This is a genomic window from Nocardioides rubriscoriae (assembly GCF_008087085.1).
In the GTDB taxonomy this organism is placed as follows: domain Bacteria; phylum Actinomycetota; class Actinomycetes; order Propionibacteriales; family Nocardioidaceae; genus Nocardioides; species Nocardioides rubriscoriae.
Genome location: NZ_VIYJ01000007.1, coordinates 95234 through 119700 on the forward strand (window position 1 = coordinate 95234; position 24467 = coordinate 119700).

Here is a 24467-nt window from a genome sequence, read left to right on the forward strand (position 1 = left end):
CATGGCAACGGGTCGCGGGGTCAGCATGGCCGAGCTCATCGGGAGCGGGCAGCGCTCGATCTCCTTCGAGTTCTTCCCTCCCAAGGACGAGGCCGGCGTCGAGCGCCTGTGGCGCGCGATCCAGGCCCTCGAGCCCTACCAACCGACCTTCGTGTCGGTGACCTACGGCGCCGGCGGCGCGACGCGCGACACGACCGTCGAGATCACCGGCCGGATCGCCCGCGAGACCACCCTGACGCCGGTCGCCCACCTCACCTGCGTCGGCCACACCCGCGAGGAGCTCGAGAAGATCCTCGACACCTACGCCGAGGCCGGCGTCCACCACGTGATGGCGCTGCGCGGCGACCCGCCCGAGGGCCCCCGCGCCGCGTGGACCCCCACCGAGGGTGGTCTGACCTACGCCCTCGACCTCGTCGAGCTGGCCCGCTCGCGCGGCGACTTCCGCATCAGCGTCGCGGCCTTCCCCGAGGGTCACCCGAGCGCCGCGTCGCGCGACGCCGACGCCGACGTGCTGGTCGCCAAGGCCCGGGCCGGCGCCGAGTACGCCGTGACCCAGATGTTCTTCCGCGCCCAGGACTACTTCGACCTCGTCGACCGGGTCCGGGCCCGTGGCGTCGACATGCCGATCCTCCCGGGCATCATGCCGATCCTCAACCTCACCGCGATCCAGCGCCAGGGCGAGCTGATCGGCACCTCGGTGCCCGACGAGATCGTGGCGCGCATCTCGGCCCACGACGACCCGGCCGCCGTGCGCGCCGAGGGCATCGCCATCGCCGCCGAGCTCTGCGAGGAGCTGCTCGCCGGCGGTGCGCCGGGCCTGCACTTCTACACGCTCAACTACTCCAAGGCGACGCTGGAGATCTTCGAGCGGCTGCAGATCAGGGTCTGACGGGTCCCAGCGCCGGCGGCGCGGGGCTACGGTCGGACCATGATCAACGTCCGCACCGTCACCACCACCGGCGTCGGCGCGGTGCCGGTCCCGCACGACGCCGCCGTGCTCGGCGTCGCCGCCGTCCACCGGGCCCCGACCCTCTCCGAGGCGCTCGCGGGCGCGGAGTCGGCGCGCGCCGCGCTCGTCGCGGTCGTGCGCGCGCGTGCCGCGGGGGCCACGGTCGCCACCCGGGGGCTGCACACGTGGCCCCAGCACGACGGCGACGGGCGGCCCGCCGGCTTCGAGGCGCGCCACGCCCTCGAGGTCCGCTGCGCCGGGCTCGAGGTCGCCGCGGCCGTGCTCCAGGGGCTGGCCGACGAGGTCGGCGACCAGCTCGCGGTCGACGACGTCGCCCTCGCCGCGACCCCGGGCGCCGACGACCTGGCCGGTGCCCGCGAGGCGGCGTACGCCGACGCCCACGCCCGCGCCGAGCACCTGGCCCGGCTCGCCGGCACGTCGCTGGGCTCGGTCGTCTCCGTGGTCGAGGGCTCGTCGGCGGGGGCGGCACCCGTCGCCCGTCAGGCGCTGGCCAAGGCCGACGTCGGCCTCGAGGGCGGCAGCGAGGACGTCGCCGCCACGGTGACCGTCACCTGGGAGATCGGCTGACCCCGGCTGGGCCCGGTGAGACCCGGGGACCCGGGGAGCCCGGCGCGGCTCAGGCCGGGCCGACGACGCCGGCGACCAGCGCCGCGCCCAGCCCGACGTAGGCCAGGCCCGAGCCGGGGGTGGCGTGCGCGCCGGCGGCGTACACGCCCGGCACCGGGGTGGTGGGGCCCAGGCGCTGCCGGACCGTCCCGCGGCCCTGCCACAGCACGCCGTAGGGCGAGCCGCCCCACGCCTGCACGGTCTCGAGGGGGGTGCGGTCGACGCGGGCCACCACGCGGTCGCGCACGTCGAGGCCGGCGCGGGCGAGGACCTTGAGCATGTCCTCCGACAGCCGGCCGCGCCCGTGCAGCGTCCAGGCCGTGTGGCCGGGGGGTGCGGTGCCGCCGGGGCGCACCACGACCGTGGGGTCGCCGTGGACGACGGTCTCGTCGGTGAGCGCGAGGCCGCCGGCCTCGGTGGCGTCGGTGGCGTCGCCCTCGAGGCCGAGGTGGGTGATGACCGGGGGCAACGTGGGCATGGTGCGCTCGACGAGGGGCGCGAGCGTCGGCAGACGGCGCGGGTCGACCGCGCAGACCACGACGTCGGCGGCGACCTCACCCAGGGCGGTGCGCACCGCGACGGCCCGGCCGTCGCGCACCACCAGGTCGAGCACGGGGGAGTCGAGGATGACGGTGACCTCGCGGGTCGCGAGCCGGGCCTCGAGCAGGGCGCGCAGCCGGTGCATCCCGCCGGGCAGGGTCCAGGCGCCGAAGAGCTGCTCGAGGTGGGTCGCGACCCCGGCCCACGCCGGCACGTTGCGCAGGTCGTGGCCCTCGGCGACGAAGAGGTGCCCGGCGACGGCGGCCGGGCGGTCGTCGCGGAACGCGCGGCGCAGCGCCTTGTGGAGGGTGTCGCGGCTGTCGAGGATCGCGGCGACCTCGCGTGGCAGGTGGCCGGGGGTCCAGGGCTCCTCGAAGTAGTGGCGGCGCAGCACGTCCCACACGTCGGCGTACGGCGTCACGAAGTCGTCCCAGGCCTGCCCCAGGCCCTTGCCGAGCTCGTCGAAGGCCGCGGTCTGCGCGCGGCGCGACCCCGCCGGCAGCCGCAGCACGCTGCGGTCGACGAACCTGTGCTCGCGCACGATCTCGAGGGGGGTCAGCTCCTGGCCGGTCTCGACGCCGAGCTCGGCCTCCAGGGCGCGCCCGGTCTTGCGGAACAGGTCGCGCACCACCGCGGGCACGTGCAGCATCGACGGGCCGGCGTCCCAGGTGAACCCCTGCGACTCGACCGCCGTGAGCGCGCCGCCGAGCCGGGTCCCGGCCTCGACCAGCGTGACGTCGTGGCCGAGCTTGGCCAGCCGGGCGGCCGACGCCATCCCGCCGTACCCACCGCCGACCACCACCACGCGCGCCATGCGCGCACCCTACGGTGAGGCCGTGGAGCAGGGTCGGGCACCGGGTGCGGGACAGGGTGCGGGACAGGGTGCGGGACGGGTCGTGCTGGTCTGCGGGATGCCGGGCGCCGGCAAGACCACGCTCGCGCGCCGGCTGGCCGAGGAGCGCGACGCCGTGCGGCTGTGCCCCGACGAGTGGTTGGTCGCGCTGGGCGTCGACCCGCACGACCCGCGGGCCCGCCGGGCCTTCGAGCGGCTGCAGTGGGCGCAGGGCCTCGACCTCGTGGCCCGTGGGCTGACGGTGGTGGTCGAGTTCGGGCTGTGGAGCCGCGTGGCGCGCCGCCGGATGCGCGACCAGGCGCGCGAGACAGGTGCCGCGGTGGAGCTGCGCGTGCTCGACGTACCGCTGGAGGAGCGGTGGCGCCGCGTCGAGCGCCGCAACGCGGAGCAGGGCGCCGTGGTGATCACCCGGGCCCAGCTCGAGTCGTTCGAGCGGTGGTGGCAGCCGGTCGACGCCGCCGAGCTCGCGTCGTACGACGACCCGCCGGCGGGACCGGGGGCGGGCTGACCACCGCAGGTGGTCGACGTCGCACGCCGTCGGTCCGGAGAGGAACGGGCAGGTCGGACTCGTTGGTGTCGCAGGCACCGCGTCAGGGCCCGTGTGGCGCAGACCCGGCCCGACCTGCCTGTCGCGCTACGAGACGACGCCACCGGCCGGCGACGCGACCGCTGCGACCGGTCAGCACCAGCTCGTCGTCGACCGCCTCGAGCGGCGGTCCCTACGGCTTCACGACCTCGCGGAGGGTCTCCAGGGCGCGCCCCACGGCGTCGCGAGCGGCCTCGATCCGGGCCGCGCTCGAGGGTGACGCGTGCGTCAGCGCGCGGTCGAGGTCGAGCGCCGCCACGAACAGGTCCTGGAGCACCTCGGAGTGGACCGCGTCGACGATCCGCTCGCGCTCCTCGAGGCGCGCCAGGCGCTCGCTGCGCCGGATGTTGCAGACCGCGCCCTGCGGTCCGGGCTGGGTGTAGAGGTCGGTCACCGCGACCTCGACCCAGGTCCAGGTGTCGTCGGTGCGGACCCGGACCTCGCCGATCCGCTCGGTCCGGGACGGGTCGGGAACCAGCAGCTCGGCGAAGGCCCGGTGGTCCGCGGGGTGGATCTGGTCGGCGAGGACCGCGCCCACGACCTCGTCGACCCGCCAGCCGAAGAGGCTCCCGACCGCCGGGCTGGCGTAGCTCACGACGTGCTGCTCGTCGACCAGGACCGCGGCGTCGCTCGAGCGCTCCATCAGGTGCCGGACGGCGTCCCCGAGGTTGAGGGAGGCGCCGACGATGGCGACCAGCTCCCCGTCGCGGTAGACGCCGCTGTCGGTCACCAGCGCGTGCAGGACCTGGCCGTTGCGGTGCCGGACCGGGAACCCGCCGGACCACGCACGACCCTCCCGCAGCGCCATCATGATCTCGTCGGCCGCCTGCCGGGAGACCTCCGGCACCGTCACCTCGGTGATGTCGCGCCCCACGGCGTCCGCGGCGGGCCAGCCGTACAGGTGCTCGGCAGCGTCGTTCCAGTACAGCACCGTCCCCTGGGTGTCGGTCGCGATCACGGCGTGCCCGAGCGCGTCGAGCAGCTCGTCCGTGGACGGGCTCAGGCGGCCTTCGTCGATCTGCACGGACCCAGTCTGCTCGCCCTCGCGCCGGGTGGTCACGGGGCCAAAGACCCGCGCCGGGACGGCACCACGGACGTACGCAGGTCGGGGGGGGCCTCGAGCGGGCCGAAGTCGACGTCGAGGACCTCGTCGAGGTGGGCGGCCAGGGCGACGTTGAGCGGCGCCAGCCGGTCGCCGGGGGCGAGCAGCGCGCAGGGGTCGAGCGTGGCGAAGAACCCGACGGGGGTGTCGGCGGCGACCAGGGTGGTGCCGGTGGTCTCGTCGTCGGCGCGCTCGAGGAGCCCGTCACGCAGCACGACGTCGTAGGAGAGGGTGCCGCTCGTGCCGAGGGAGACGCCCTGCCCGACCATCGACGGACGGCCGCTGCGTCGCGCGTCGACCAGGGGCAGCAGCGACTCGACGTCGTCGACGGTGAGGCCAGTGTCGAGACCGGCGACGAGGTGGTCCTGGAGCAGCATGAAGAGGGCCGGGTCGACGTGGGCGAGCGTGCTGATGCCCGCCGAGGCCCGGGTGTTGAGCTCGGTGGGGCGGAAGCCGTCGACGGTCAGGACGCCGTCGATGCCGAAGGCTCCGCGGTAGCCGTGGACCGCGGCGAGGTGGTCGCCGACGCGTCGGGCCGCGGTGCGCATCTCGTCGCGATCGGCGGCCGGAGGGTCCCACCAGGTCGACAGCCCGCCGAAGACGAACGACCGCGTCGTGGGCTCGCGCAGGATCGCCAGCTCGACGGGGCGGAACACCGCGGTGCCCGTGGGGAGCACGACGCCGTGGATCGAGCACGGCACGCCGTCGAGGAACGGCAGCACCCGGACCCGGTCGCAGCGCGGCGCGAAGAACGCGTACGCCGCCGCGCGGTCCTGCTCGTCGCCCACCCACCGCACGAAGTTGCCGCCGCCGTTGAGCCCGTCGCGCGCGTCACCGCTCCAGACCACGCCGAGGTCGTCGGGCCCGGAGAGAGCAGTGCTCGCGGCCTCGAGCGCGGCCGCGTCGACCTCGCACGTGAGGTAGGACGCGCGGCGGACCCCGGCGGCGTCCCAGATGGCGTCGGCGAGCATCTTGTCCTCGAGCGCCAGCCACGCCGCAGGGCGACCGCCGAGCACGGGGCGCCCCAGCACCGGCTCGTCGCTGGTCACGAACGGCGTCGCGCGCCACAGTGCCCGGCGCTCGGGGTCGAAGGCCTCCACGGCGGCCACGACGTCGGCGGGCAGAGAGCGGGTGACCCGGTCGAGGACCCGGACCTCCTCGGTCATCGACGCCGTCGGCGGCAGCGCGACCTCGACGACCGTGCACTCGTCGGGACCCGGCAGCGGACCGGCGCCGGTGCCGGTCGAGAGCACCAGCACCGGGCAGCCCAGGTCGCGCAGCCGGGCGACCAGCGGCGTGAACCCGGCCAGGATGCCGGGCCCGAGCACCACCCGCCGGCCGGCGTAGAGCGCGCCCAGGCGCGCCACCACCGCGGCGCGGGTGTCGTCGTCGCTCAGGTCCACGGGGGCGCCCCCGGTGTCGCGCGGGCGGCGTCGACGGGGGTGCGGTCACGGCGTGAGCGGCGGATGCGCAAGCGCCGCCAGCCGCGGCGTACGAGCCTGAGGGCGAACCACAGCACGACCAGGCCGACCAGCAGCAGGACGCCCGCGACCGACGCGGCCGCGACCGGGTGGCTGATCGCGAACGCGACCACGCCGAGCACCAGGAGGTCCTCGACCACGCTCGCGGTGATGTTGGTGACGGGCTCGGGGGAGGAGTTGACCGCCAGGCGGCCACCGGCCTTGACCAGGTGGGAGGCCAGGGCGGTGCCACCGCCCACCGCGGCGCCGACGGCCTGGTGGAGCGAGTCGGCGTCGCCGGCGATCAGCACGCCGACCACCGCCCCGGCGGTCGGCCTGGTCACGGTGGAGATGGCGTCCCAGGTCGGGTCGACGTAGGGGACCTTGTCGGCGACGAACTCGATCGCGTACATGAACGCGGCCGCCGCGAGCACCTCCCAGCGGCCCAGCACCTCGGGCACGTCGGCCGCCCCGAGGCGCTCGCCGATGCCGAGGACCAGCACCACGAGGTAGGCGTTGACCCCGCTGGCCCACCCGCTGGAGAACGCCAGCGCGAGTGACTCCACGACCGCTACTCCACCGCGACGACGGTGGCGCCGGTGAGCCGGGCGAGCTCGTCGTACGTCGTGGAGAACACCGCCGCGGGGTGACCCGCCGCGGCCCAGACCACCGGGTGCTGCTCGAGCCACGGGTCGAGGTAGGTCGGTAGGGGTGCGGGGTGCCCGATCGGGGACACCCCGCCGATCACCTGGCCGGTGTGCTCGCGGACGAAGTCCGGCGAGGCCCGCTTGAGCCGCTGCACCCCGATCGTCGCCGCGACCTTCGCCGTGTCGACACGGTGGGCCCCCGACGTCAGCACGAGCACCGGTGAGCCGCCGGCGTCGAAGACCAGGCTGTTGGCGATCGCGCCGGGCTCGCAGCCCAGCGCGGCGGCGGCGAGGGCGGCGGTGTGGACCGAGTCGGGCAGAATGACGATTTCGCCGGTCCCGCCGAGGCGTAGGTGCTCGGCCCGGAAGCGGGCCACCATCGGGTGCTCACTCGACATGCCCCGACACTAAGGGGCCAGGCGGCATCACGACGATCGAGGAAGTGGGTGGGACCGTGACCGAGGCCCTGACGCTGCACGCGCCGCGACCGGTCGTGGTCATCCGCGTCGTGCAGCTGGTGTGGGCGATGGTCGTGCTGGCCGCGGCGATCACGGTGCTGGCCGTGGTGCTCGACGACGAGATCCTGCGCTCGACGGCGTCGGTGGTGTCGGCCGACGACACCCGCGTGCCGCCGTCGTTCACCCCCGTCGTGATCGTGCTCGACGTCGTCGTCACCAGCCTGGTCCTCGTGCTCCTGGCCTTCTTCCGCGGCGGTCACAACTGGGCGCGGCACTGCCTGGCGGCGACCCTGGTGCTGCTGGCCGTCGCCACGGCGGCGATGCTGCGCACCGGCCCGCCGGTCGCGTTCGTGCCGCCGGTGGTGGTGTGGCTCGGTCTCGACGCGCTGGTCGTGGTGCTGCTCTACCGGCCCGGCACGACCGCGTACGTCACGCCCGTGGCCTGAGCGTTCTGGGCCCGGCGGGGCTGCGTGCTCGCCCTGGGCGGGTCGGCTGCGGTGGTCTCGGCGCGCCTGTCGCCGGCTCGTCCCTCGCCCGCGACGCTTGCTCGACCTGCGAGTGCTGCGGCACACCGCTCGTTCCTCGCGATGTGCCTGCACTCTTGACTTGTCGGTGGTCGGTTGTAGCGTTCTCCTCGTTCGAACAGATGTTCGACACGTCCGGCGGGGTCGACCTCGACCCCCGGCCCCGCCGGGCTCCGCACCAGGTGGAGGAGTCCGACGATGCGTCGCTACGACGATCCCGTGGAGGTCCGGCGCTGTGCGCCGGGCGAGTCCGACGGGCCTGAGCTGGGGCCCGAGCAGTTCTTGTGGCGCGGGCGGCTGTGGAAGGTCCGCGCCGTGCTGGCCCGCTGGGTCGAGACCGGCTCGTGGTGGCACGGCGACGACGTGCGGGCCGTCCTCGGCACCGACCGGCCCCACGACCAGCCCCACGACCGGCCCCACGGCGGGGCCGAGGCGGGCGACATCGTCGTGGCGCCGGCGCGCGACCTGCTGCGCGAGCGCGAGCTGTGGCGGGTGCGGGCCGGGCGTGGCGGCCTCGAGAGCGACGGCGTCTTCGAGCTGTCCTACGACGGCAGCGACGGCTCCTGGCAGCTCGTCGGGTGCGAGGACTGAGGGGCCGGTGACGATGATGCTGCTGCCCGCGACCACCCACTCCTATCTCGCCCGCTCGGCCGAGTCGTTGTCCGAGGCGATCGCCGCCACCGAGGTGACGACGCGGTACGCCTGTGCCCACGTCGCGGCCCTGCGCGCCGCGGCCGCCCTGCTCGCCGCCCGCGCCAAGCCCGCCCCTGCGCGGCGCCGTCCCCAGAAGAACGCCTGGGTGCTGCTGGCCGAGGTCGCTCCCGAGCTGTCCGAGTGGGCGACGTTCTTCGCCGCCGGTGCCGGCAAGCGTGCCGCGGCCGAGGCCGGTTCCACCCGCTCGGTCACCGAGCGCGAGGCCGACGACCTGGTCCGCGACGCCGACCGGTTCCTCGCCGTCGTCGAGCAGTCGCTCGGGCTGGTGCCCCACGAGCCGGTCCAGGAGCAGCTGGTGCGCCGGGTGTCCTGAGCGCGGTCACCAGGTGTTCACCTCGACGCGAGGGTTTCCCCGGGCGACGGCGAGAGGGTGCGGGCGCCAAGGTCGACCCATGACTCCCGGGTTCCGCCGCAGCCACGCGCTCGCCGTCCTCGCCCTGCTCCTGCTCGTCCCGCTCCTGGCGGTGCTGGTGTCCGCGCCGGCCCAGGCGGCCACCGTCACGGTGGCCTCCGCGCGGGCCACCCAGGACGGTTCGACCACGACGGTGCGCGGCTACGTCGTCGGGCAACCGACCTCGACCACGACGGTGGTCCGCAGCGGCTACCCCAGCGACTACGCGCTGGCCCTGGCCGACTCCGCCGGGGTCACCGATCCCGCGCAGATGCTCTACGTCCAGATCCCCTCGGCGTTCCGCTCGGCGTGGGGCCTGCGCACCAACCCCGGCCTGCTCGGCACGCAGATCGACGTCACCGGCACCCTCGCGGCCTATTTCTCGCACCCCGGCCTCACCGGCGCGACCGCGTTCGCCCTCGCCGGCGGCACGGCCCCCGGTGGCGGGGCCACGGGCGGCACGACCGCCTACGACTCGACGTACTGGAAGAACGCCCTCGGCAGGTCCGGCGCCGGCCTCGAGTCGTCGCTGCACACGATCATCTCCAGCGGTGTCACCGCGATCTCCTACGACGCCGTGTGGAACGCCCTCAAGGTCACCGACCGCGACCCGGCCAACAGCAACAACGTGATCCTGCTCTACCAGGGCACCTCGATGGCGGCGTCCAACTACGGGGGAGGGGTCGACCAGTGGAACCGCGAGCACGTCTGGGCCAAGTCCCACGGCGACTTCGGCACCGCGACCGGCCCGGGCACCGACCTGCACCACCTGCGGCCCACCGACGTGACCGTCAACGCCGCGCGCGGCAACCTCGACTTCGACGAGGGCGGCAGCCCCAACGCCGAGGCGCCCGGCAACTACGCCGACGCCGACTCCTGGGAGCCGCGCGACGCCGACAAGGGCGACGTCGCCCGGATGATCTTCTACATGTCGGTGCGCTACGAGGGCGGCGACGGCTTCCCCGACCTCGAGGTCAACGACCTGACGGGCAACGGCACGGCGCCCTACCTCGGCAAGCTCTCGGTGCTCCTGCGGTGGAACGCCCAGGACCCGCCCAGTGCGGCCGAGCTGCGTCGCAACGACGTCATCTACGCGACCTACCAGCACAACCGCAACCCGTTCATCGACCACCCCGAGTGGGCCGACAGCATCTGGTGAGGACGGTCGGACGAAGTCCGAGCTGTCCTCGAGGGTGGTCGAGCGTCCGGGTCGCCGACCGAGGAACGAGGTCGCGAACCGGCGCCGAGACCCCCGCAGCCGATCTACGGAACCCGACTGGCCAGTCCCGGCCACGGTGACGTAACCTGGACATGGTCGAACACACGTTCGATCACCAGGCAGGGGTCGGACCACGCCGGAGGCACCGTGCCCGACCCGTTCGTCCACCTCCACGTCGCGTCCGGCTTCTCCCTGCAGTACGGCGCCACGCACCCGCACGCGCTGGTCGCCCGCGCGGCGGAGCAGGAGATGGACACCCTCGCGCTCACCGACCGCGACGGGGCCTACGGTGCGGTGCGGTTCGCGCGGGCCTGCCAGGCCGCGCGCCTGCGGACGGTGCTCGGTGTCGACCTCGCCTACCGCACGGCGTCCATCACCCCCACCCCCACCACCGCCACCGCCCGCACCCGCATCCCCGCGCCCGGACCGGCCCGCGGCGGCACCCACCGCGACCGGCCGCTCGAGCGCGGCGGCCTGGCCCGCGTCACCGTCCTGGCCAGCGCCGACACCCGTGGCGGGCGCGCCGGCTGGGCGGCGCTGTGCCGCCTGGTGTCGGCGGTCCACCTCGCCGGCGAGCGCGGCCGTCCGGTCCTCGACCTCGCCGACCCGGCCCTGCTGGAGGCGGCCGGGGTCGGCGACCTGCTCGCAAGCGGCGACCTGGTCGTCCTGCTCGGGCCGGCCTCCGAGCTCGGTCCGGCCGTGACCCGCCGCCGCGACGACCACGCCCTGGCGGCCCTGGCGCCGTGGCGGGCGCTCGTGCCGAGCACCCACCTGGTCGTCGAGGTCGTCAGCCACCGGCTGCCCGGCACGGGCCGCGGGCGGCAGGACTGGGGGCCGGGCAGCACCCCCCACGCCGCCCGGATGGCCGGGTTGGCGCGTCGGCTCGGGCTCCCGGCGGTGCTCACCAACGCCGTGCGCCACGCCGAGCGCCGCGACGCGGTCACCGTCGACGTCCTCGACGCCGCCCGACGTCTCGTGGCGCTCGACCTGCGCCACCTCGAGCGGCGCAACGCCGAGGGCTACCTCAAGTCCGGCAAGGAGATGAGCGACGTCGCCGACGAGGTCGCCCGGGCCGCCGGGCTGGGGGAACGGGGCGGCCTCGACCTGCTGGCCCGCACCCGGGGCCTCGCCGAGCGCTGCGTGCTCGACCCGCGCGCCGACCTCGGGCTCGGCGAGGTCCACTTCCCCGAGGTCGACACCCACCCCGACGGTCACAGCCTCGACCGCGTGCTGCGCGAGCGCTGCGAGGCGGCGATCGGGCGCTGCTACGGCACCGCCCCCCGCCAGCGCATCTGGAAGCGGCTCGACGACGAGCTCGAGACCATCCGCACCCTCGGCTACGCGGCCTACTTCCTCACCGTCGCCGACGTCACCGACCTGGTCCGCGAGAGGGGCATCCGCTGCGCGGCGCGCGGCTCGGGGGCCGGCAGCCTGGTCAACCACCTGCTCGGCGTCTCGGGGGTCGACCCGCTGCGCCACGGCCTGCTGATGGAGCGGTTCCTGTCACCGCTGCGCGACGCGCTGCCCGACATCGACGTCGACGTCGAGTCGGCGCGTCGGCTCGAGGTCTACGAGACGGTCCTCGACCGCTTCGGCGGCGAGCGGTGCGTGACCGTCTCGATGATGGACACCTACCGCGTGCGCCACGCCGTGCGCGACGTCGGCGCTGCGCTCGGCATGCCGCCCGGCGAGGTCGACGCGATCGCCACCTCCTTCCCGCACATCCGCGCCCGCGACGCCCGCGCGGCCCTGCGCGACCTGCCCGAGCTGCGCGCGGCCGGGCTGGGCGAGCAGCGGCTCGACCTGTTCTTCGACCTCGTCGAGCGTCTCGACGGGCTGCCCCGCCACGTCGCGATGCACCCGTGCGGCGTGCTGCTCTCCGACCGCACCCTGCTCGACCGCACCCCGGTCGAGGCCAGCTTCGCCGGCTTCCCGATGAGCCAGTTCGACAAGGACGACGTCGAGGACCTCGGCCTGCTCAAGCTCGACGTGCTCGGCATCCGGATGCAGTCGGCGATGGCCCACGCCGTCGCCGAGGTACGCCGCGTCGACGGAGTCGAGCTCGACCTCGACGACGAGGCCCAGGTGCCGTTCGACGACCCGGCGACCTACTCCCTGATCAGCAGCGCCCACACCCTCGGGGTCTTCCAGATCGAGTCGCCCGGCCAGCGCGAGCTGATCGGCAAGTCCGGCATCGACGACTTCGGCGAGATCATCACCGACATCTCGTTGTTCCGCCCGGGTCCGGTGCAGAGCGACATGATCACCCCCTACCTCGACGTCAAGCATGGGTGGCGACGCGCGAGCTACCTCCACGACGACCTGCGCCCGGTGCTCGAGCAGACCCACGGCGTCGTGGTCTTCCACGAGCAGGTCATCGAGATGATCGCGATCCTCACCGGCTGCTCGCTGGCCGAGGGCGACGAGAAGCGCCGCGCCCTCGGCAGCCGCGACGGCATGGAGCAGACCAGACTCTGGTTCTTCCCACGCGCGCTGGGTCGCGGCTACGACCTCGCCGTCGTCGAACGGGTCTGGGAGGTGGTGGCGGCCTTCGCGTCCTTCGGCTTCTGCAAGGCCCACGCGGCGGCGTTCGCGCTGCCGACCTACCAGTCGGCGTGGCTCAAGACCCACTGGCCGGCCCACTTCCTGGCCGGCGTCCTGACCCACGACCCCGGCATGTACCCCAAGCGCCTCATCCTCGACGACGTCCGCCGTCTCGGCATCGAGGTGCGCGGCCTCGACGTCGACCGCTCCGAGCAGGCCTACGTCGTGGAGCCGACCACCGCCGACGCCCGCCACCCCTATGCCGTCCGCGTGGCCCTCAGCGAGGTCAAGGGCATCAGCGCCGCCGAGGTCGAGCGGGTCGTCGCGGCCCGCCCCTACGCCTCGCTCACCGACTTCTGGCACCGCGCCCGGGTCTCGCGCCCCGTCGTCGAGCGCCTGGTCCTGGCAGGTGGCTTCGACCGCGTCTACGGCATCGACACGACCAGCGGGCTCGCGGCGCGCGGCCGGGTCACCCGCCGCGACCTGCTGCTCCAGGTCGCCGACCTCGACCGGTTCGGCCGGGCCCTCGAGCGCGCGGGCCGCGGACGCGGCCTCGCCGGTCGGCGGGTCGCGCGCACCGCCCGGCCCGCCGACGAGCGGGCGGCCGACTCGGCCGCCCGCAACAGCAGCGACCCGTCGGCGCGGGCCACCACCGCCGACCTCGAACGCCACCCGTGGGGCGACGGCGGTGTCTGGGCCCGGGCGTCGGCCCAGGGCCGGAGCACCCCGCCCCCGCCGTCGACGACGTCGGTACAGCTGTCGCTCGACCTCGGCGACGCGCCGCAGGAGGGCCTCGTGTCGGGCCTGCCCGAGCTGACCGCGGCCGAGTCGACCGCGGCCGAGCTCGAGATCCTCGGCCTCGACGTCACCCGCCACGTCGTCGACGGCTACGCCGGCCTGCTCGACGCCCTGGGTGTCACGCGCAGCCGCGACCTGCTGCGTCGTCGTAGCGGCAGCGAGCTGCTGGTCGCGGGCGTCAAGGTCGCCACCCAGACCCCACCGATCCGCTCGGGGCGCCGCGTCGTCTTCCTGACCCTCGACGACGCCACCGGGCCGGTCGACGCGACGTTCTTCGAGGACGCCCAGGGCCCCTACGCCCGCACCGTCTTCGGCTCGTGGCTGCTCGTGGTCCGCGGCGTGCTGCGCCGCACCGGTCACCGTGGGGTGTCGGTGCGCGCCACCGGGGCCTGGGAGCTCTCCGAGCTCCACGCCCGCTGGCGCACCCACGGCACCGAGGCGGTCCTCGACCTGATCGCCGCCGCGCCGCGTCCGGGTCGGGGCGGCCACGACGACGGGGCGCCCGTCACGCGCCGTGCCCTGGTGCACAGCAGCGGCTTCGCCCTGTCGCCGTACGCCGACGTGCGCCCGGCCGGCGACGCTGTCGCGTCCGGTCCCGCCCGGGTCGACCGTGCCCTGTGGCACCGCAGCCCCGGCAGCCCGGGATGAGTCGTCGACGGTCCCCACTAGGGTTCATGCCATGTCCGCGAGCGAACGTCGAGCCGCCCCCCGGACCGCCGTGGTGTGGGACGTCCTCGACCCCATCCTGGCCCCGCGCGGCGACGGTCCGCTCGACGTCGTCGACATCGGCGGCGGCACCGGAGGGTCCGCGGTCCGCATCGCCGGCCTCGGTCACCGCGTCACCGTCGTCGACCCCAGTCCCGACGCCCTCGCCGCGCTCGACCGGCGCGCCCGCGAGCGCGGCGTCGAGGTGCTCGGCCGCCAGGGCGACCTGTCCGACCTGCCGAGCCTGGTCGGGGCCGACGGCGCCGACGTCGTGCTCTGCCACGGCGTCCTCGAGGTCGTCGACGACCCCGCCGCCGCGCTCGCCTCGATCCGCGAGGTCCTGCGCCCCGGTGGCTTCCTCTCGCTGCTGGTCGCCCAGCGCCACGCCGCCGTCGTGGCCCGCGCGATGGCCGGCCACTTCGCCCAGGCCGCGGCGCTCCTCGACTCCACCGAGCCCCACGGCCGGACCCGCCGCTACACGGCCCGCGAGGCCGCCGACCTGCTCGAGGCCGCCGACTTCACTGTCGTCTCCACCCACGGCGTCCGCGTCTTCGCCGACCTGGTCCCCGGCTCCCTGCTCGACCTCGAGCCGGGCGCTGCCGCCGGGCTCGTCGACCTCGAGCGCGCCGTGGCCGGCCGCCCCGAGTACCTCTCCCTCGCGACCCAGGTGCACCTGCTCGCGACCTGAGCCGCGGCTCGAGCCGGTGTGGGGGCGCACGTGACCTCCACCGAGACCTCGACGCCGATCCTCCACGTCGACATGGACGCGTTCTACGCGTCGGTGATGACCCGCGACCGGCCCGACCTGCAGCAGGTCCCGGTGATGGTCGGCGGCGGCCACCGCGGCGTCGTGCTGGCCGCCAACTACCCCGCGCGCCAGTACGGCGTCCGCTCGGCCATGACCGGCACCCGCGCGCGCCGGCTGTGCCCGCACATCGTGGTGCTCCAGCCCGACCACGACCTGTTCTCGACCGTGTCGGGCTCGGTGATGGAGGTCTTCCGCCGGGTCACGCCCCTGGTCGAGTCGGTCTCGCTCGACGAGGCGTTCCTCGACGTGCGCGCGGCCGGTCGCCGCGCCGGCGACCCGGTCGCGCTCGGCGAGTGGATCCGCGCCACCGTCCACGACGAGCAGCGGATCACCTGCTCGGTGGGGGTCGCGGCCTCGATCTCGGTCGCCAAGCTCGCCAGCAAGCGGGCCAAGCCCGACGGGTTGCTCGTCGTGCCGCCCGGCGAGGTGACCACGTTCCTGCACCCGCTCGACGTCGGTGAGCTCTACGGCGTCGGCGAGAAGACCCGGGCCGTGCTCCACCGCCTGGGGCTGGTCACCGTCGGCGACGTCGCGCACACCCCGGTCGCCACCCTGCGCCGCGCGGTCGGCCACCACCTGGGCGGTCACCTGCACGACCTGGCGTGGGGGAGCGACACCCGCGCCGTGAGTCCCGGCCGGGCCGGGGTGTTCGGCCACGGTGGCGGCACCCCCGAGGGCAGCATGGGCGCCCAGGAGACCTTCGGGCGTGACACCGACGACCGCGAGGTGGTGCTGCGCGAGGTGCTGATGCTGACCGCCAAGGTCACCTCACGGCTGCGCGCGGCCGAGGTGGCCGGCCGCACCGTGACCCTCACCGTCCGCTTCGCCGACTTCACCACGATCACCCGCAGCCGCACCCTCGCCGAGGCCACCGACGTCACCCAGGAGGTCTACGCCGCCGCGGTCCGCCTCTACGACGGGCTGCGGCTCCAACGGGCGCGGGTCCGCCTGGTCGGGGTGCGAGTCGAGGGCCTCGTGCCGCGCGACCGGGTCGAGCGCCAGGGCGTCCTCGGCGAGCGTGAGCGTGGCTGGTCCGACGCCGACCGCGCGGTCGACCGGGCGACGCGTCGCTTCGGCTCCTCGGCCGTGCGACCGGCCTCGCTGCTGGGGCGTTGACCGGTCGGTCATACTCACCCCAAGGATTTTCTCAACCCGCCTACCGTGACGACGACCACCTGCCTAGAATTGGTCAACACGTGCTGGCTGGCGACCACCAGGAGGACCCGGTGCCACTCTCCGAAGAGGAGCTGCGACTGCTCGAGCAGATGGAGCGCGCCCTCGTCGAGGAGGACCCCAAGTTCGCCTCCACCTTGCGCGGCACCGCGATGCGGACCAGTGCGCGCCGGCGGGGCATCATCGCGGGGTTCGTCTTCGCCCTCGGCATCACGCTGCTGTTCGTCGGCGTGCTCACCGAGTGGTACGTCGGCATCGTCGGCTTCGTGCTGATGCTCGGGTCGGCCACGCTGGCCCTCAGCACCGTCAAGACGCGCCAAGCCGCGGCCGCCGACCCGCGCGGCACCACGCACGCCTCCGGTCTGACCTCGTTCGACGGGGGCCGTCGCACCCGACGCACCCGCGGACGCTCCGGTGGCAATCGGCCGCCGTTCATGGAGCGCATGGAGAACCGCTGGCGCAAGCGCCGCGAGAGTGGCGGCTTCTAGCGCCACCGCGCACGGCCGCCCGGTCCACCCCCTGACCATGCGGCGGTCAACGAGCGACCGCTTCGTCGTCGTGACCTGATCGAACGATGGTGTAGACGCACCGCCCTGTTGCTGTGCCCCTCGCCATCGGTTCTCATCAGAGTCGTTTCTGCTCGGGCCGAACTACGAGCATGCCGAGGTCGGGCGCGCCCCCACGGTGGTTTCGAGGCTCGTCAATAGCGCTCCTCGCACCTCAACCACCGTGGGCGCCCGACCGTGCCGCCAGGAGGGCTCTGCGGTCGTCGAAGGTGAACCCGCCGATCGGGGGCCGCGACGAGTTGCGTGGGCATGCCGGACTGGGCACCCGATCAGGTCACGGGGGCACGACACGACCCGTACGGATCACAGGGACCGTCCGCGCACCATGGACAGTGCCCCTCAGAGCACCTCGGCCCGGCCCCCCACGAGCTCGGGCTCGCCACCCTCGACCGGCTGCTCGGGCTCGCTGACCCGCGCCCGCTGGAACGCCGAGACCGGGACCCACGCCGCGCGCCGGCGCACCCGCGGCGGGGTGCCGGCGGTGAGCGCCTCGCAGACGAGCAGGACGTCGTCGCGCAGCTGGCCGGGCTCGACGGCGTGGCGGCGGGCGTAGCGCAGCCGCTCGAGCGCGCCGACGACCCGGTCGAGGGCCGCGACGGCGTCGGGGGCAAGGTCTGGTCCTTGGGCGGGGCGCGGGTCGTTGATGCCGGGTCGACCGAACCACCGCACCAGGACGTCACGGGTCTCGCGGGGCGAGCGTGCCTCCGGCCAGGGCAGGCGCAGGTCGACGGCGCAGGCGCGCAGCTCGTGCCAGGCGGACTCGGGGCCGCCGGCCAGGCGTCGCTCGCGCTGGCGGCGACGCAGGGTCCGGGGGAGCAGGACCAGCCCCACGACCAGCAGCAGCCCTCCGACCACGACGAGCAGCCGCAGCCACGGGAACGACGACCCGCTGTCGGGTCCGGTGGAGGCGGCCTGCGGCACCTCGGCCCGCTCGCGCGGGGCCGTCGGCGTCGGGGTGGTCCCGCGGCTCGGGGTGTCGTCGCTGGGTCGCGTGCTGGGCAGGTCGGTGGGCTCGACGGCGGAGACGACCTCGTCGGCGTAGGTGGGCTGGGTGCCACCGGTGCGCGCGTCGGGCGTCGGGTCGAACAGCACCCATCCCGCACCGGGGAAGAACAGCTCGACCCAGGCGTGCAGGTCGTGCGAGCTGTAGACGAAGGTGCCGGGCTGGCTGGTCACGGGCTCGGGCTTGAGGAACCCGACCGCGACCCGCGCGGGGATGCCGAGCTGGCGCGCCATCACGCCCATCGCGGCCGCGAACTGCTCGCAGTAGCCGACCCGGCCGCCCTTGGCGTCGGGGTCGAGGAAGTCGAGGAGCTCGCCGGTGCCGACCCCGCCGCCGGGGTCGTCGGGCAGGGCGTAGCGGAAGCCCCCGGTCTCGCGGAAGAACTGGTTGAGCAGCACCGCGCGCTCGAAGTCGGTCGTGGCGCCCTGGGTGGCCTGGCGGGCGTAGGTGGCGATCGCCGGCGGGAGGTCGTCGGGCAGCTCGGTCAGCTCGTCGGGCACGACGGTGGTCGAGGCGTTGAGCTTGAGCAGCTGGTCGTCGGCGTACGTCGGCTCGGCGGCGGTCATCGTGTAGCTCAGCCCGGCCGTCGTGAGGCCGTCGTCACTGGCCAGGAAGTCCATCGTCGTCGGGTCGAAGCGCCAGTCGCCCTCGGCGTCGATGCCGGTGATCGGCGCCTGGGTCGGCAGCCAGCGCGACTCGAACTGCTCGGAGGTCTCCACCTGGTAGCCGGCCTCGGAGAAGCTGACCACGCTGGGGTTGACACCGGCGAGCGGCGGGAGGGTGCCCTGCGCGAGGTTGTAGGTGGGGACGTCGCGGTCGCCCGAGCTCCACTCGTTGGCGGTGAAGCGGTTGAGCACCGAGATGCGCAGGTGGTCGGGGGCCGGGTCGTCGGTACGGACGGTGACCAGGTCGATGTCGGCGCCGCGCACGAGGTCCTCGCGCAGGTCGAGCATCGGGTTGGTGACCCGGATGTCGCCGTCACCGCCGTTGCCCGGCCCGACGTCGAAGACCGAGAAGCTCAAGGTGGGCACCGCCAGCGGCACGAGCACGGCGATGACGGTGGCCAGCGACCCGACGCCCAGGGCGCTGGCCCGGACCGAGGGGCTCAGGCGGCGTACGGGGGCGTTGCCACCGTCGAGCGAGCGGCCCCACCGCGACAGGTGCTCCTCCTCCTGCAGGAACAGCAGCAGCAGGAACCCCGCCGCCGTGGCGGCGAACACCCACCAGGACAGGCCGCGGTCGAGCAGGCTGATCGGCACGCTGTAGACGGTCAGCAGGGGCAGGCCCGCCAGCGGGACCCGTCGCAGGGTGGCCGCGCACAGGTCGACCAGGACCATCGCGACGAACCCGCCGACGACCAGGAGCGGCTGGACCGTGATGGTGTCGGTCGACGGGACGGGCGAGGCGTAGACGTTGGCGGCGTCGACGGCGTCGGACAGGGCGGCCCAGAACGCGTCGAAGGGGTAGGGGCGCGAGGCCACCACCTGGCAGGTCACCGCGCCGCCGACCAGCAGCTGGACCAGGACGACCGCGGCGCCGGGCAGGCGTCGCCACCGTGCCAGGGCGCCGGACACGGCGATCGCGGCCCCCACGACGACCAGCGCGACCAGGAACGACCCGGAGCGGTCGGTGAAGCCCCGCCACGACCACATCGCCGCCCAGGTCGTCGCCGCGGCGGCCAGGGAGAAGCGCAGGTGGCCGGTCAGGGCCGCGCGCTCGCGGCGACGCACGGTGCTCACGAGACCACCGCCGGGGCGGGGGAGGCGGGACCCTCCGCGGTCGGCCCGTGCTCGCGGGCGGGCACGCGTGACGACGTACGGCCGAGGTCCTCCCAGACCGACTCGAGCCGGTCGCGGGGGCCGAGGGTGACCGCGCGCCAGCCGCTGCGGGCCAGGAACGGCGTCGCCGCGCCCGTGCCGCCCGTGGCCTGCGAGCCCGACCACGCGTCGACGTCGAGCGCGATCGCCATCGCCGACGTCGTGTGGTGCACGATGCGCCGCAGCGCGGGGGCGTCGGACTGGTCGAGGCCGCCGACGACGGCGACCGTGAGGCCGCCGTGGGCCTGCTCGCCCATCCAGGACGTGTCGATCTGGCGGCGGTGGTCGAGCTGGACCACGGCGAGCGCCTCGAGGATCGGGCGGGCGTTGAGGTCGGCGTCGCGCAGGTGCCACTGGCCGCCGCCCGCCGGGCCGCCGGCGTCCTCGCCGGAGGCGGTGACCAGCCGGACCTGGAAGCCGCGGTGGGCCAGGTGCACCGCGACCGAGGCCGCCGCCACGACGGCCGCCTCGAGCGAGGAGGCGATGCCCTGGCCGCGGTGGGCGGTCAACCGGTTGTCGATCAGGATCGTGGCCCGCGACTGCCAGGGCTGCTCCTCGCGGCGCACCATCAGCTCGCCGGTGCGCGCCGAGCTGGGCCAGTGCACCCGGCGCAGGTCGTCGCCCTGGCGGTAGTCGCGGACGGTGACGTCCTCGGCGGAGCCCATCGCGAAGGCCCGCGGGCGGTTGTCGCCCGACCCGGTCCAGCCACCGCCGAGCGGGATGGCCGGCAGCGGCACCGTGCGGGGGGTGACGACCAGCGGGACCGTCATCCGGAACGCGCGCCCCAGCTCGACCAGGCCGAACGCGTCGCCCACGCGCACCGTCATGGGGCCGATCTCGAAGCGGCCGCGCACGTCGGAGCGGATCTGGTAGGAGACCTGCCGCCGCCAGCCGTGGCCGATGCCGTCGAGGACGAAGCGCGGACGGGTGCCGAGCACGTAGGGCACGTGGTCCTCGAGCAGCAGCACGCCGCTGGGGGTGCGTCCCTCGTTGGTGAGCGCCAGGTTGACCCGGGCGGGCTGGCCGGCGACGACCAGCTGCGGGGTCACGGTGCGGACCAGGGCGAGGCGGTAGCGCGAGCGCCCCAGCACCAGGGCGGTCACCAGCGGCAGCGCGACGACCAGGACACCGACCCGGGTCAGGGCCGGTTGGCCGAGCAGCACCGCGCAGACGATCGCGGTGATGCCGGCGGCCAGGAACGCCCGTCCGCGGACGGTCAGGCCGGAGAACGCCTCACGCACGGTGGCGGGAGCCGGCGGGGCCCGGGGCGGCGACCGGTGGGGCGCCGGCTGCGCGCTGGGGGCTGGGCACGGGGACGCCGGCCACGATGGCGTCGAGGATCGTCGCGGTGGTGCGGCCCCCCATCGCGGCCTCGACGCTGGGGAGCAGCCGGTGGGCCAGGACCGGGCGGGCCAGCAGCTGGACGTCGTCGGGCAGCACGTAGTCGCGGCCCTGGATCGCCGCGTGGGCCTTGGCCGCGCGCACCAGGTGGAGCGTGGCGCGCGGCGAGGCCCCCAGCACCAGGTCGTCGGTACGACGGGTGGCCCCGGTGAGCGCGACGACGTACTGCTGGATCGCGGGGGAGACGTAGACCTGGTTGACGATGCCGCTGAGCTTGCGGATCTCGCCGGCGTCGGTGACCGCCTCGAGGTCGTCGAGCGGGCGGGCGTAGGTGTGGCTGTCGAGCATCGCGATCTCGGCGGCCTCGACCGGGTAGCCGATCGACACCCGGGCCATGAAGCGGTCGCGCTGGGCCTCGGGCAGGGCGTAGGTGCCCTCCATCTCGATGGGGTTCTGCGTCGCGATGACCATGAAGGGGGCGTCGAGCTCGTAGGTGACGTTGTCGACGGTGACCTGGCGTTCCTCCATGCACTCCAGCAGCGCCGACTGCGTCTTGGGCGAGGCCCGGTTGATCTCGTCGCCGACGACGATGTTGGCGAACACCCCGCCGGGGCGGAACTCGAACTCGCGGGTGTTCTGGTTGAAGATCGAGACGCCGGTGACGTCGGACGGCAGCAGGTCGGGCGTGAACTGGATGCGCCGCACCGAGCAGTCGATGCTGCGGGCCAGGGCCTTGCTGAGCATGGTCTTGCCGACCCCCGGGACGTCCTCGATGAGCAGGTGGCCCTCGGCCAGCAGCACCACCAGCGCCGACTGGACGACGTCGGGCTTGCCCTCGATCACCCGCTCGATGTTGGCGCGCACGGCTGCGACCACCCGCGCCAGCGTCTCGAGGTCGGCCGAAGCGGCGCTCGTTGTCTCCACGTCTGCGAGGTCCTTCCCTGACCCGTCCGTCACTGGCACCCACCGTAGGGCGTCGGGGCAACTTACGACGCTCCGTGCTCCGGGGATCCGACGGCGCGGGTCACGTTTTGGTTGCGACCCCGGCACCGCGCGGCACCGGGTGGGCCGGGGCGGGCCGGGGCGGGCCGGGGAAGAGCGGGGGGCGCCGTGGAGGAAACGGGAGCGAAAGTGGTTGCGAGTGGAGCAAAGTGGCGTATGGTGGGGGAAAGTGGAGCAACCGAGCAGTGTGGTGGGTCGAGATGGCTGAGGCAGGAGGTGCCCGATGCGTTTCATGGGCACGTTCCGCCCCAAGCTCGACGAGAAGGGCCGTCTGTTCCTGCCCGCCAAGTTCCGCGACCGCCTCGCCGAGGGGGTCGTGGTGACGCAGGGACAGGAGAAGTGCCTGGTCGTCTGGCCGCCGGAGGTCTTCGACATCGAGGCCGACAAGGCCGCCGAGCGCTCGATGACCGACAAGGCCGCCCGCGGCTACCAGCGGATGTTCTTCTCCGGCGGTGACGAGGTCGTGCCCGACAAGCAGGGCCGGGTCTCGATCCCGCCGGCGCTGCGCGAGTACGCCAGGCTCGAGAAGGACGTGGTCGTCATCGGCGTCCGCAACCGCCTCGAGATCTGGAACCCCACCGCGTGGGACGAGTACCAGGCCGCCGAGATCCAGCGCTTCGCCGACCTCGACGAGTCCGACTAGCCGGCCACCCCACTCCGCTCCACCTGCTCCACCCCGCACCACCGCACCACGACAACTGCACAACGGATCCGTAGGACGAGGCTCTGCCCGCTCCTGCACGCCGCCGTCTGGGACACCTTCCCCGGCCCCAGAAAGCAGCGCTTCCCCGAGACCTCCGCCCACCAGCACCGAGGTGGCCGGAGCGGGCGGGACCTGGCCCTGCGGATCCACCCTGCTCCACCTCGCTCTACCTCGCTCCACCTTGCTTCACCTTGCTTCACCACCGCGCTCCACCACCGCGCTCCACCACCTCCCACGCACCACCGCGCACCACCAACACATCTGGGGTCGAACCGATGAGCACCGCACCCGCCACCCGCGCCGAGGTGGTGAACCCTGCCGATCGCCGGGTCCGCCACCAGGCCCGCGACGCGGCGGTGCTGATGTCGTTCTCCTTGGCCACGTCGTTGCTCCTCGCAGCAGCGTTCCTGCTGCTGGCCCGGCTGGGACGCTGAGGTGTCCCGCCCCCAGCACGACCCGGTGCTCCTCGACCGGGTCGTGGCCCTCCTGGAGCCCGCCCTCGACCACGAGGGTGCGGTGCTCGTCGACGCCACGCTAGGGCTCGGCGGGCACTGCGAGGCGGTGCTGGCCCGCTGCGGCCTGGCCCGCGTCGTCGGCATCGACCGCGACCCGCAGGCCCTCGAGCTCGCGCGGGCCCGGCTGGCGCCGTACGGCGAGCGCTTCACCGCCGTCCACGCCGTCTACGACGAGATCCCCGACGTGCTCGCCGACCTCGGCCTGAGCGAGGTCGACGGCGTGCTGTTCGACCTCGGGGTCTCCTCGATGCAGCTCGACGTGCCCGAGCGCGGGTTCGCCTACGCCGTCGACGCCCCCCTCGACATGCGGATGGACGGCAGCACCGGCGCCACCGCCGCCGACGTCCTCAACACCTACAGCGCCGGCGAGCTGACCCGGGTGCTGCGCGACTACGGCGAGGAGAAGTTCGCCCGCAAGATCGCCGGCGCGATCGTCCGGCGCCGCGAGACCACGCCGTTCACCACCAGCGCCGCGCTCGTCGAGCTGCTCTACGACGAGATCCCGGCCCCGGCCCGGCGTACGGGCGGGCACCCGGCCAAGCGGACCTTCCAGGCCCTGCGCATGGAGGTCAACGACGAGCTCGCGGTGCTGCGCCGCGCGATCCCCGCGGCCATCGACGCCCTCGCCGTGGGCGGGCGCGTGGTCGTGGAGTCCTACCACTCCCTCGAGGACCGCCTGGTCAAGCAGGCCTTCGTCGCGGTCACGCGCAGCGAGCTGCCGCCCGACCTGCCGTTCGTGCCCGAGGGCAGCGAGCCGGCCCTGCGCCTGGTCACCCGGGGCGCCGAGAAGGCCGACGCCGCCGAGACCGCCGCCAACCCGCGCGCCGCCTCGGTGCGCCTGCGGGCCGTCGAGCGCGTCCGTCCCCGCACCCCCGCCTCCACCCATGCCTCCACCCACGCCTCCAGCAGGACCACCCGACCCGGAAAGGGAGCCGCATCATGAGCAGCACCGCACCCCAGCGCCGTCCGGCGACCGTCCGGAGCCGGTTCGCCCCCCACCTCGACGGCGCCGCCCTCGACCGGGCCCGCCTGGCCGTGGTGCCCCGGCTGCGCAGCCGGGCCCCCCGGGTACCGTTCGTGATGCTCGTGAGCGTGCTGCTGCTGACCGGTGTCGTGGGCCTGCTGCTCTTCAACACCTCGATGCAGCAGGCGTCGTTCACGGCCTCGCGGCTCGAGGACGAGTCGAAGGTGCTGGCCGCTCGCGAGCAGGCCCTGACCACCGAGCTCGACCGGCTGCGCAACCCCGACCGGCTCGCGGCGCTGGCCTGCAAGCAGGGCATGGTGGTCGGCCCGCCCGCTGCCTTCATCGACCTGACCACCGGACGCGTCACCGGCGTCCCGGCCCCCGCCGAGGCCGGTCCGTGCCTCGGGACCCCGCCGGCCCCGGCGTCGAAGGTGCGCCGCTAGTGGCCCGCCCACGGC

General features: G+C 74.5%; 23 protein-coding genes. 15 read left to right on the forward strand and 8 right to left on the reverse strand.

The genetic code is table 11. The annotated features are described in order from the left end of the window. Nucleotide 1 precedes the first annotated feature (1 nt). Entirely contained in the window at nt 2-889 is an 888-nt protein-coding gene (gene metF, locus FZC61_RS13295; protein ID WP_148614670.1) for a methylenetetrahydrofolate reductase [NAD(P)H], read from the forward strand. A 39-nt stretch (nt 890-928) separates the two neighbouring features. Beyond that, a complete protein-coding gene (locus FZC61_RS13300) occupies nt 929-1537 on the forward strand; it encodes an SIMPL domain-containing protein (protein WP_148614671.1) in 609 nt (202 codons plus the stop codon). A gap of 49 nt (nt 1538-1586) precedes the next feature. Here the strand turns inward: FZC61_RS13300 and FZC61_RS13305 are convergent, their stop codons facing one another. Continuing rightward, nucleotides 1587-2930, reverse strand: coding sequence for a phytoene desaturase family protein (locus tag FZC61_RS13305; protein ID WP_148614672.1), 1344 nt, complete (start codon nt 2928-2930; stop codon nt 1587-1589). A gap of 22 nt (nt 2931-2952) precedes the next feature. Between FZC61_RS13305 and FZC61_RS13310 the strand changes: the two genes are divergently transcribed. Next, complete coding sequence (locus FZC61_RS13310) at nt 2953-3477, forward strand: P-loop nucleotide/nucleoside kinase family protein (RefSeq protein WP_211357245.1); 525 nt, start codon at nt 2953-2955, stop codon at nt 3475-3477. Nucleotides 3478-3688: 211 nt separating this feature from the next. On the opposite strand, the gene FZC61_RS13315 is transcribed toward FZC61_RS13310, so the two are convergent. Genes FZC61_RS13315 through FZC61_RS13330 form a run of 4 tightly spaced genes read right to left on the reverse strand, consistent with a single transcriptional unit; the run spans nt 3689 to nt 7162 of the window. After that, complete coding sequence (locus FZC61_RS13315) at nt 3689-4579, reverse strand: sensor histidine kinase (protein WP_148614674.1); 891 nt, start codon at nt 4577-4579, stop codon at nt 3689-3691. Between the two features lie 32 nt (nt 4580-4611). Further along, nucleotides 4612-6060, reverse strand: coding sequence for a hypothetical protein (locus FZC61_RS13320; protein ID WP_148614675.1), 1449 nt, complete (start codon nt 6058-6060; stop codon nt 4612-4614). Beyond that, nucleotides 6051-6683: a DUF4126 domain-containing protein gene (locus FZC61_RS13325; RefSeq protein ID WP_148614676.1), complete on the reverse strand. Its 633-nt coding sequence runs from the start codon at nt 6681-6683 to the stop codon at nt 6051-6053. Before FZC61_RS13325 ends, FZC61_RS13320 begins: the two co-directional genes overlap by 10 nt. Before the next feature lie 5 nt (nt 6684-6688). Further along, nucleotides 6689-7162, reverse strand: a complete 474-nt coding sequence (locus FZC61_RS13330) for a YbaK/EbsC family protein (protein WP_148614677.1) — start codon at nt 7160-7162, stop codon at nt 6689-6691. A 56-nt stretch (nt 7163-7218) separates the two neighbouring features. Between FZC61_RS13330 and FZC61_RS13335 the strand changes: the two genes are divergently transcribed. The 8 genes from FZC61_RS13335 to FZC61_RS13370 all read left to right on the forward strand — a co-directional run bounded on the left by FZC61_RS13335 (nt 7219) and on the right by FZC61_RS13370 (nt 16586). Beyond that, nucleotides 7219-7668, forward strand: a complete 450-nt coding sequence (locus FZC61_RS13335) for a hypothetical protein (protein ID WP_148614678.1) — start codon at nt 7219-7221, stop codon at nt 7666-7668. 276 nt (nt 7669-7944) lie between these two features. Continuing rightward, the gene (locus tag FZC61_RS13340; RefSeq protein ID WP_148614679.1) at nt 7945-8337 is read left to right on the forward strand and encodes a DUF6504 family protein; all 393 of its coding nucleotides are present in this window, start codon (nt 7945-7947) and stop codon (nt 8335-8337) included. Nucleotides 8338-8350: 13 nt separating this feature from the next. Then, complete coding sequence (locus tag FZC61_RS13345; RefSeq protein ID WP_148614893.1) at nt 8351-8773, forward strand: SAV_6107 family HEPN domain-containing protein; 423 nt, start codon at nt 8351-8353, stop codon at nt 8771-8773. Between the two features lie 79 nt (nt 8774-8852). Next, entirely contained in the window at nt 8853-10010 is a 1158-nt protein-coding gene (locus FZC61_RS13350) for an endonuclease (protein ID WP_148614680.1), read from the forward strand. A 207-nt stretch (nt 10011-10217) separates the two neighbouring features. Then, a complete protein-coding gene (locus tag FZC61_RS13355; RefSeq protein WP_148614681.1) occupies nt 10218-14060 on the forward strand; it encodes a DNA polymerase III subunit alpha in 3843 nt (1280 codons plus the stop codon). A gap of 31 nt (nt 14061-14091) precedes the next feature. After that, entirely contained in the window at nt 14092-14805 is a 714-nt protein-coding gene (locus tag FZC61_RS13360; RefSeq protein ID WP_148614682.1) for a methyltransferase domain-containing protein, read from the forward strand. Nucleotides 14806-14835: 30 nt separating this feature from the next. After that, complete coding sequence (gene dinB, locus FZC61_RS13365) at nt 14836-16041, forward strand: DNA polymerase IV (protein WP_246142680.1); 1206 nt, start codon at nt 14836-14838, stop codon at nt 16039-16041. Nucleotides 16042-16151: 110 nt separating this feature from the next. Then, nucleotides 16152-16586 (forward strand): DUF3040 domain-containing protein, encoded by a 435-nt coding sequence (locus FZC61_RS13370; protein ID WP_148614683.1) that lies wholly within the window; start codon nt 16152-16154, stop codon nt 16584-16586. Nucleotides 16587-17003: 417 nt separating this feature from the next. On the opposite strand, the gene FZC61_RS13375 is transcribed toward FZC61_RS13370, so the two are convergent. From FZC61_RS13375 to FZC61_RS13385, 3 genes are read right to left on the reverse strand one after another with little or no spacing between them, the layout of a single operon-like run. Continuing rightward, a complete protein-coding gene (locus FZC61_RS13375; RefSeq protein ID WP_148614684.1) occupies nt 17004-19406 on the reverse strand; it encodes a transglutaminase TgpA family protein in 2403 nt (800 codons plus the stop codon). Next, the gene (locus tag FZC61_RS13380; protein ID WP_148614685.1) at nt 19403-20725 is read right to left on the reverse strand and encodes a DUF58 domain-containing protein; all 1323 of its coding nucleotides are present in this window, start codon (nt 20723-20725) and stop codon (nt 19403-19405) included. The genes FZC61_RS13375 and FZC61_RS13380 overlap by 4 nt, the downstream gene beginning before the upstream one ends. Beyond that, entirely contained in the window at nt 20718-21749 is a 1032-nt protein-coding gene (locus tag FZC61_RS13385; protein ID WP_148614686.1) for an AAA family ATPase, read from the reverse strand. The genes FZC61_RS13380 and FZC61_RS13385 overlap by 8 nt, the downstream gene beginning before the upstream one ends. 301 nt (nt 21750-22050) lie before the next feature. Here FZC61_RS13385 and mraZ point away from each other — a divergent pair, with 301 nt between their 5' ends. The 4 genes from mraZ (at nt 22051) to ftsL (ending at nt 24452) form a co-directional block, all read left to right on the forward strand. Beyond that, nucleotides 22051-22470: a division/cell wall cluster transcriptional repressor MraZ gene (mraZ, locus tag FZC61_RS13390; RefSeq protein ID WP_148614687.1), complete on the forward strand. Its 420-nt coding sequence runs from the start codon at nt 22051-22053 to the stop codon at nt 22468-22470. A gap of 335 nt (nt 22471-22805) precedes the next feature. Next, nucleotides 22806-22964 carry a hypothetical protein gene (locus tag FZC61_RS23105; protein ID WP_170286107.1) on the forward strand — a complete coding sequence of 53 codons (159 nt, stop codon included), beginning with the start codon at nt 22806-22808 and terminating at the stop codon, nt 22962-22964. 1 nt (nt 22965) lies between these two features. Next, the gene (rsmH, locus tag FZC61_RS13395) at nt 22966-23988 is read left to right on the forward strand and encodes a 16S rRNA (cytosine(1402)-N(4))-methyltransferase RsmH (RefSeq protein WP_148614688.1); all 1023 of its coding nucleotides are present in this window, start codon (nt 22966-22968) and stop codon (nt 23986-23988) included. Further along, nucleotides 23985-24452 (forward strand): cell division protein FtsL, encoded by a 468-nt coding sequence (gene ftsL, locus FZC61_RS23695; RefSeq protein WP_148614689.1) that lies wholly within the window; start codon nt 23985-23987, stop codon nt 24450-24452. Before rsmH ends, ftsL begins: the two co-directional genes overlap by 4 nt. The last annotated feature ends 15 nt before the right edge of the window (nt 24453-24467 follow it).

Coding starts and splice junctions, on each gene's coding strand:
- FZC61_RS13345 (WP_148614893.1), top strand. CDS start 8,351: ATGATGCTGCTGCCCGCGACCACCCACTCCTATCTCGCCCGCTCGGCC.
- FZC61_RS23105 (WP_170286107.1), top strand. CDS start 22,806: ATGAGCACCGCACCCGCCACCCGCGCCGAGGTGGTGAACCCTGCCGAT.
- metF (WP_148614670.1), top strand. CDS start 2: ATGGCAACGGGTCGCGGGGTCAGCATGGCCGAGCTCATCGGGAGCGGG.
- mraZ (WP_148614687.1), top strand. CDS start 22,051: ATGCGTTTCATGGGCACGTTCCGCCCCAAGCTCGACGAGAAGGGCCGT.
- FZC61_RS13305 (WP_148614672.1), bottom strand. CDS start 2,930: ATGGCGCGCGTGGTGGTGGTCGGCGGTGGGTACGGCGGGATGGCGTCG.
- FZC61_RS13360 (WP_148614682.1), top strand. CDS start 14,092: ATGTCCGCGAGCGAACGTCGAGCCGCCCCCCGGACCGCCGTGGTGTGG.
- ftsL (WP_148614689.1), top strand. CDS start 23,985: ATGAGCAGCACCGCACCCCAGCGCCGTCCGGCGACCGTCCGGAGCCGG.
- FZC61_RS13330 (WP_148614677.1), bottom strand. CDS start 7,162: ATGTCGAGTGAGCACCCGATGGTGGCCCGCTTCCGGGCCGAGCACCTA.
- FZC61_RS13300 (WP_148614671.1), top strand. CDS start 929: ATGATCAACGTCCGCACCGTCACCACCACCGGCGTCGGCGCGGTGCCG.
- FZC61_RS13350 (WP_148614680.1), top strand. CDS start 8,853: ATGACTCCCGGGTTCCGCCGCAGCCACGCGCTCGCCGTCCTCGCCCTG.
- FZC61_RS13340 (WP_148614679.1), top strand. CDS start 7,945: ATGCGTCGCTACGACGATCCCGTGGAGGTCCGGCGCTGTGCGCCGGGC.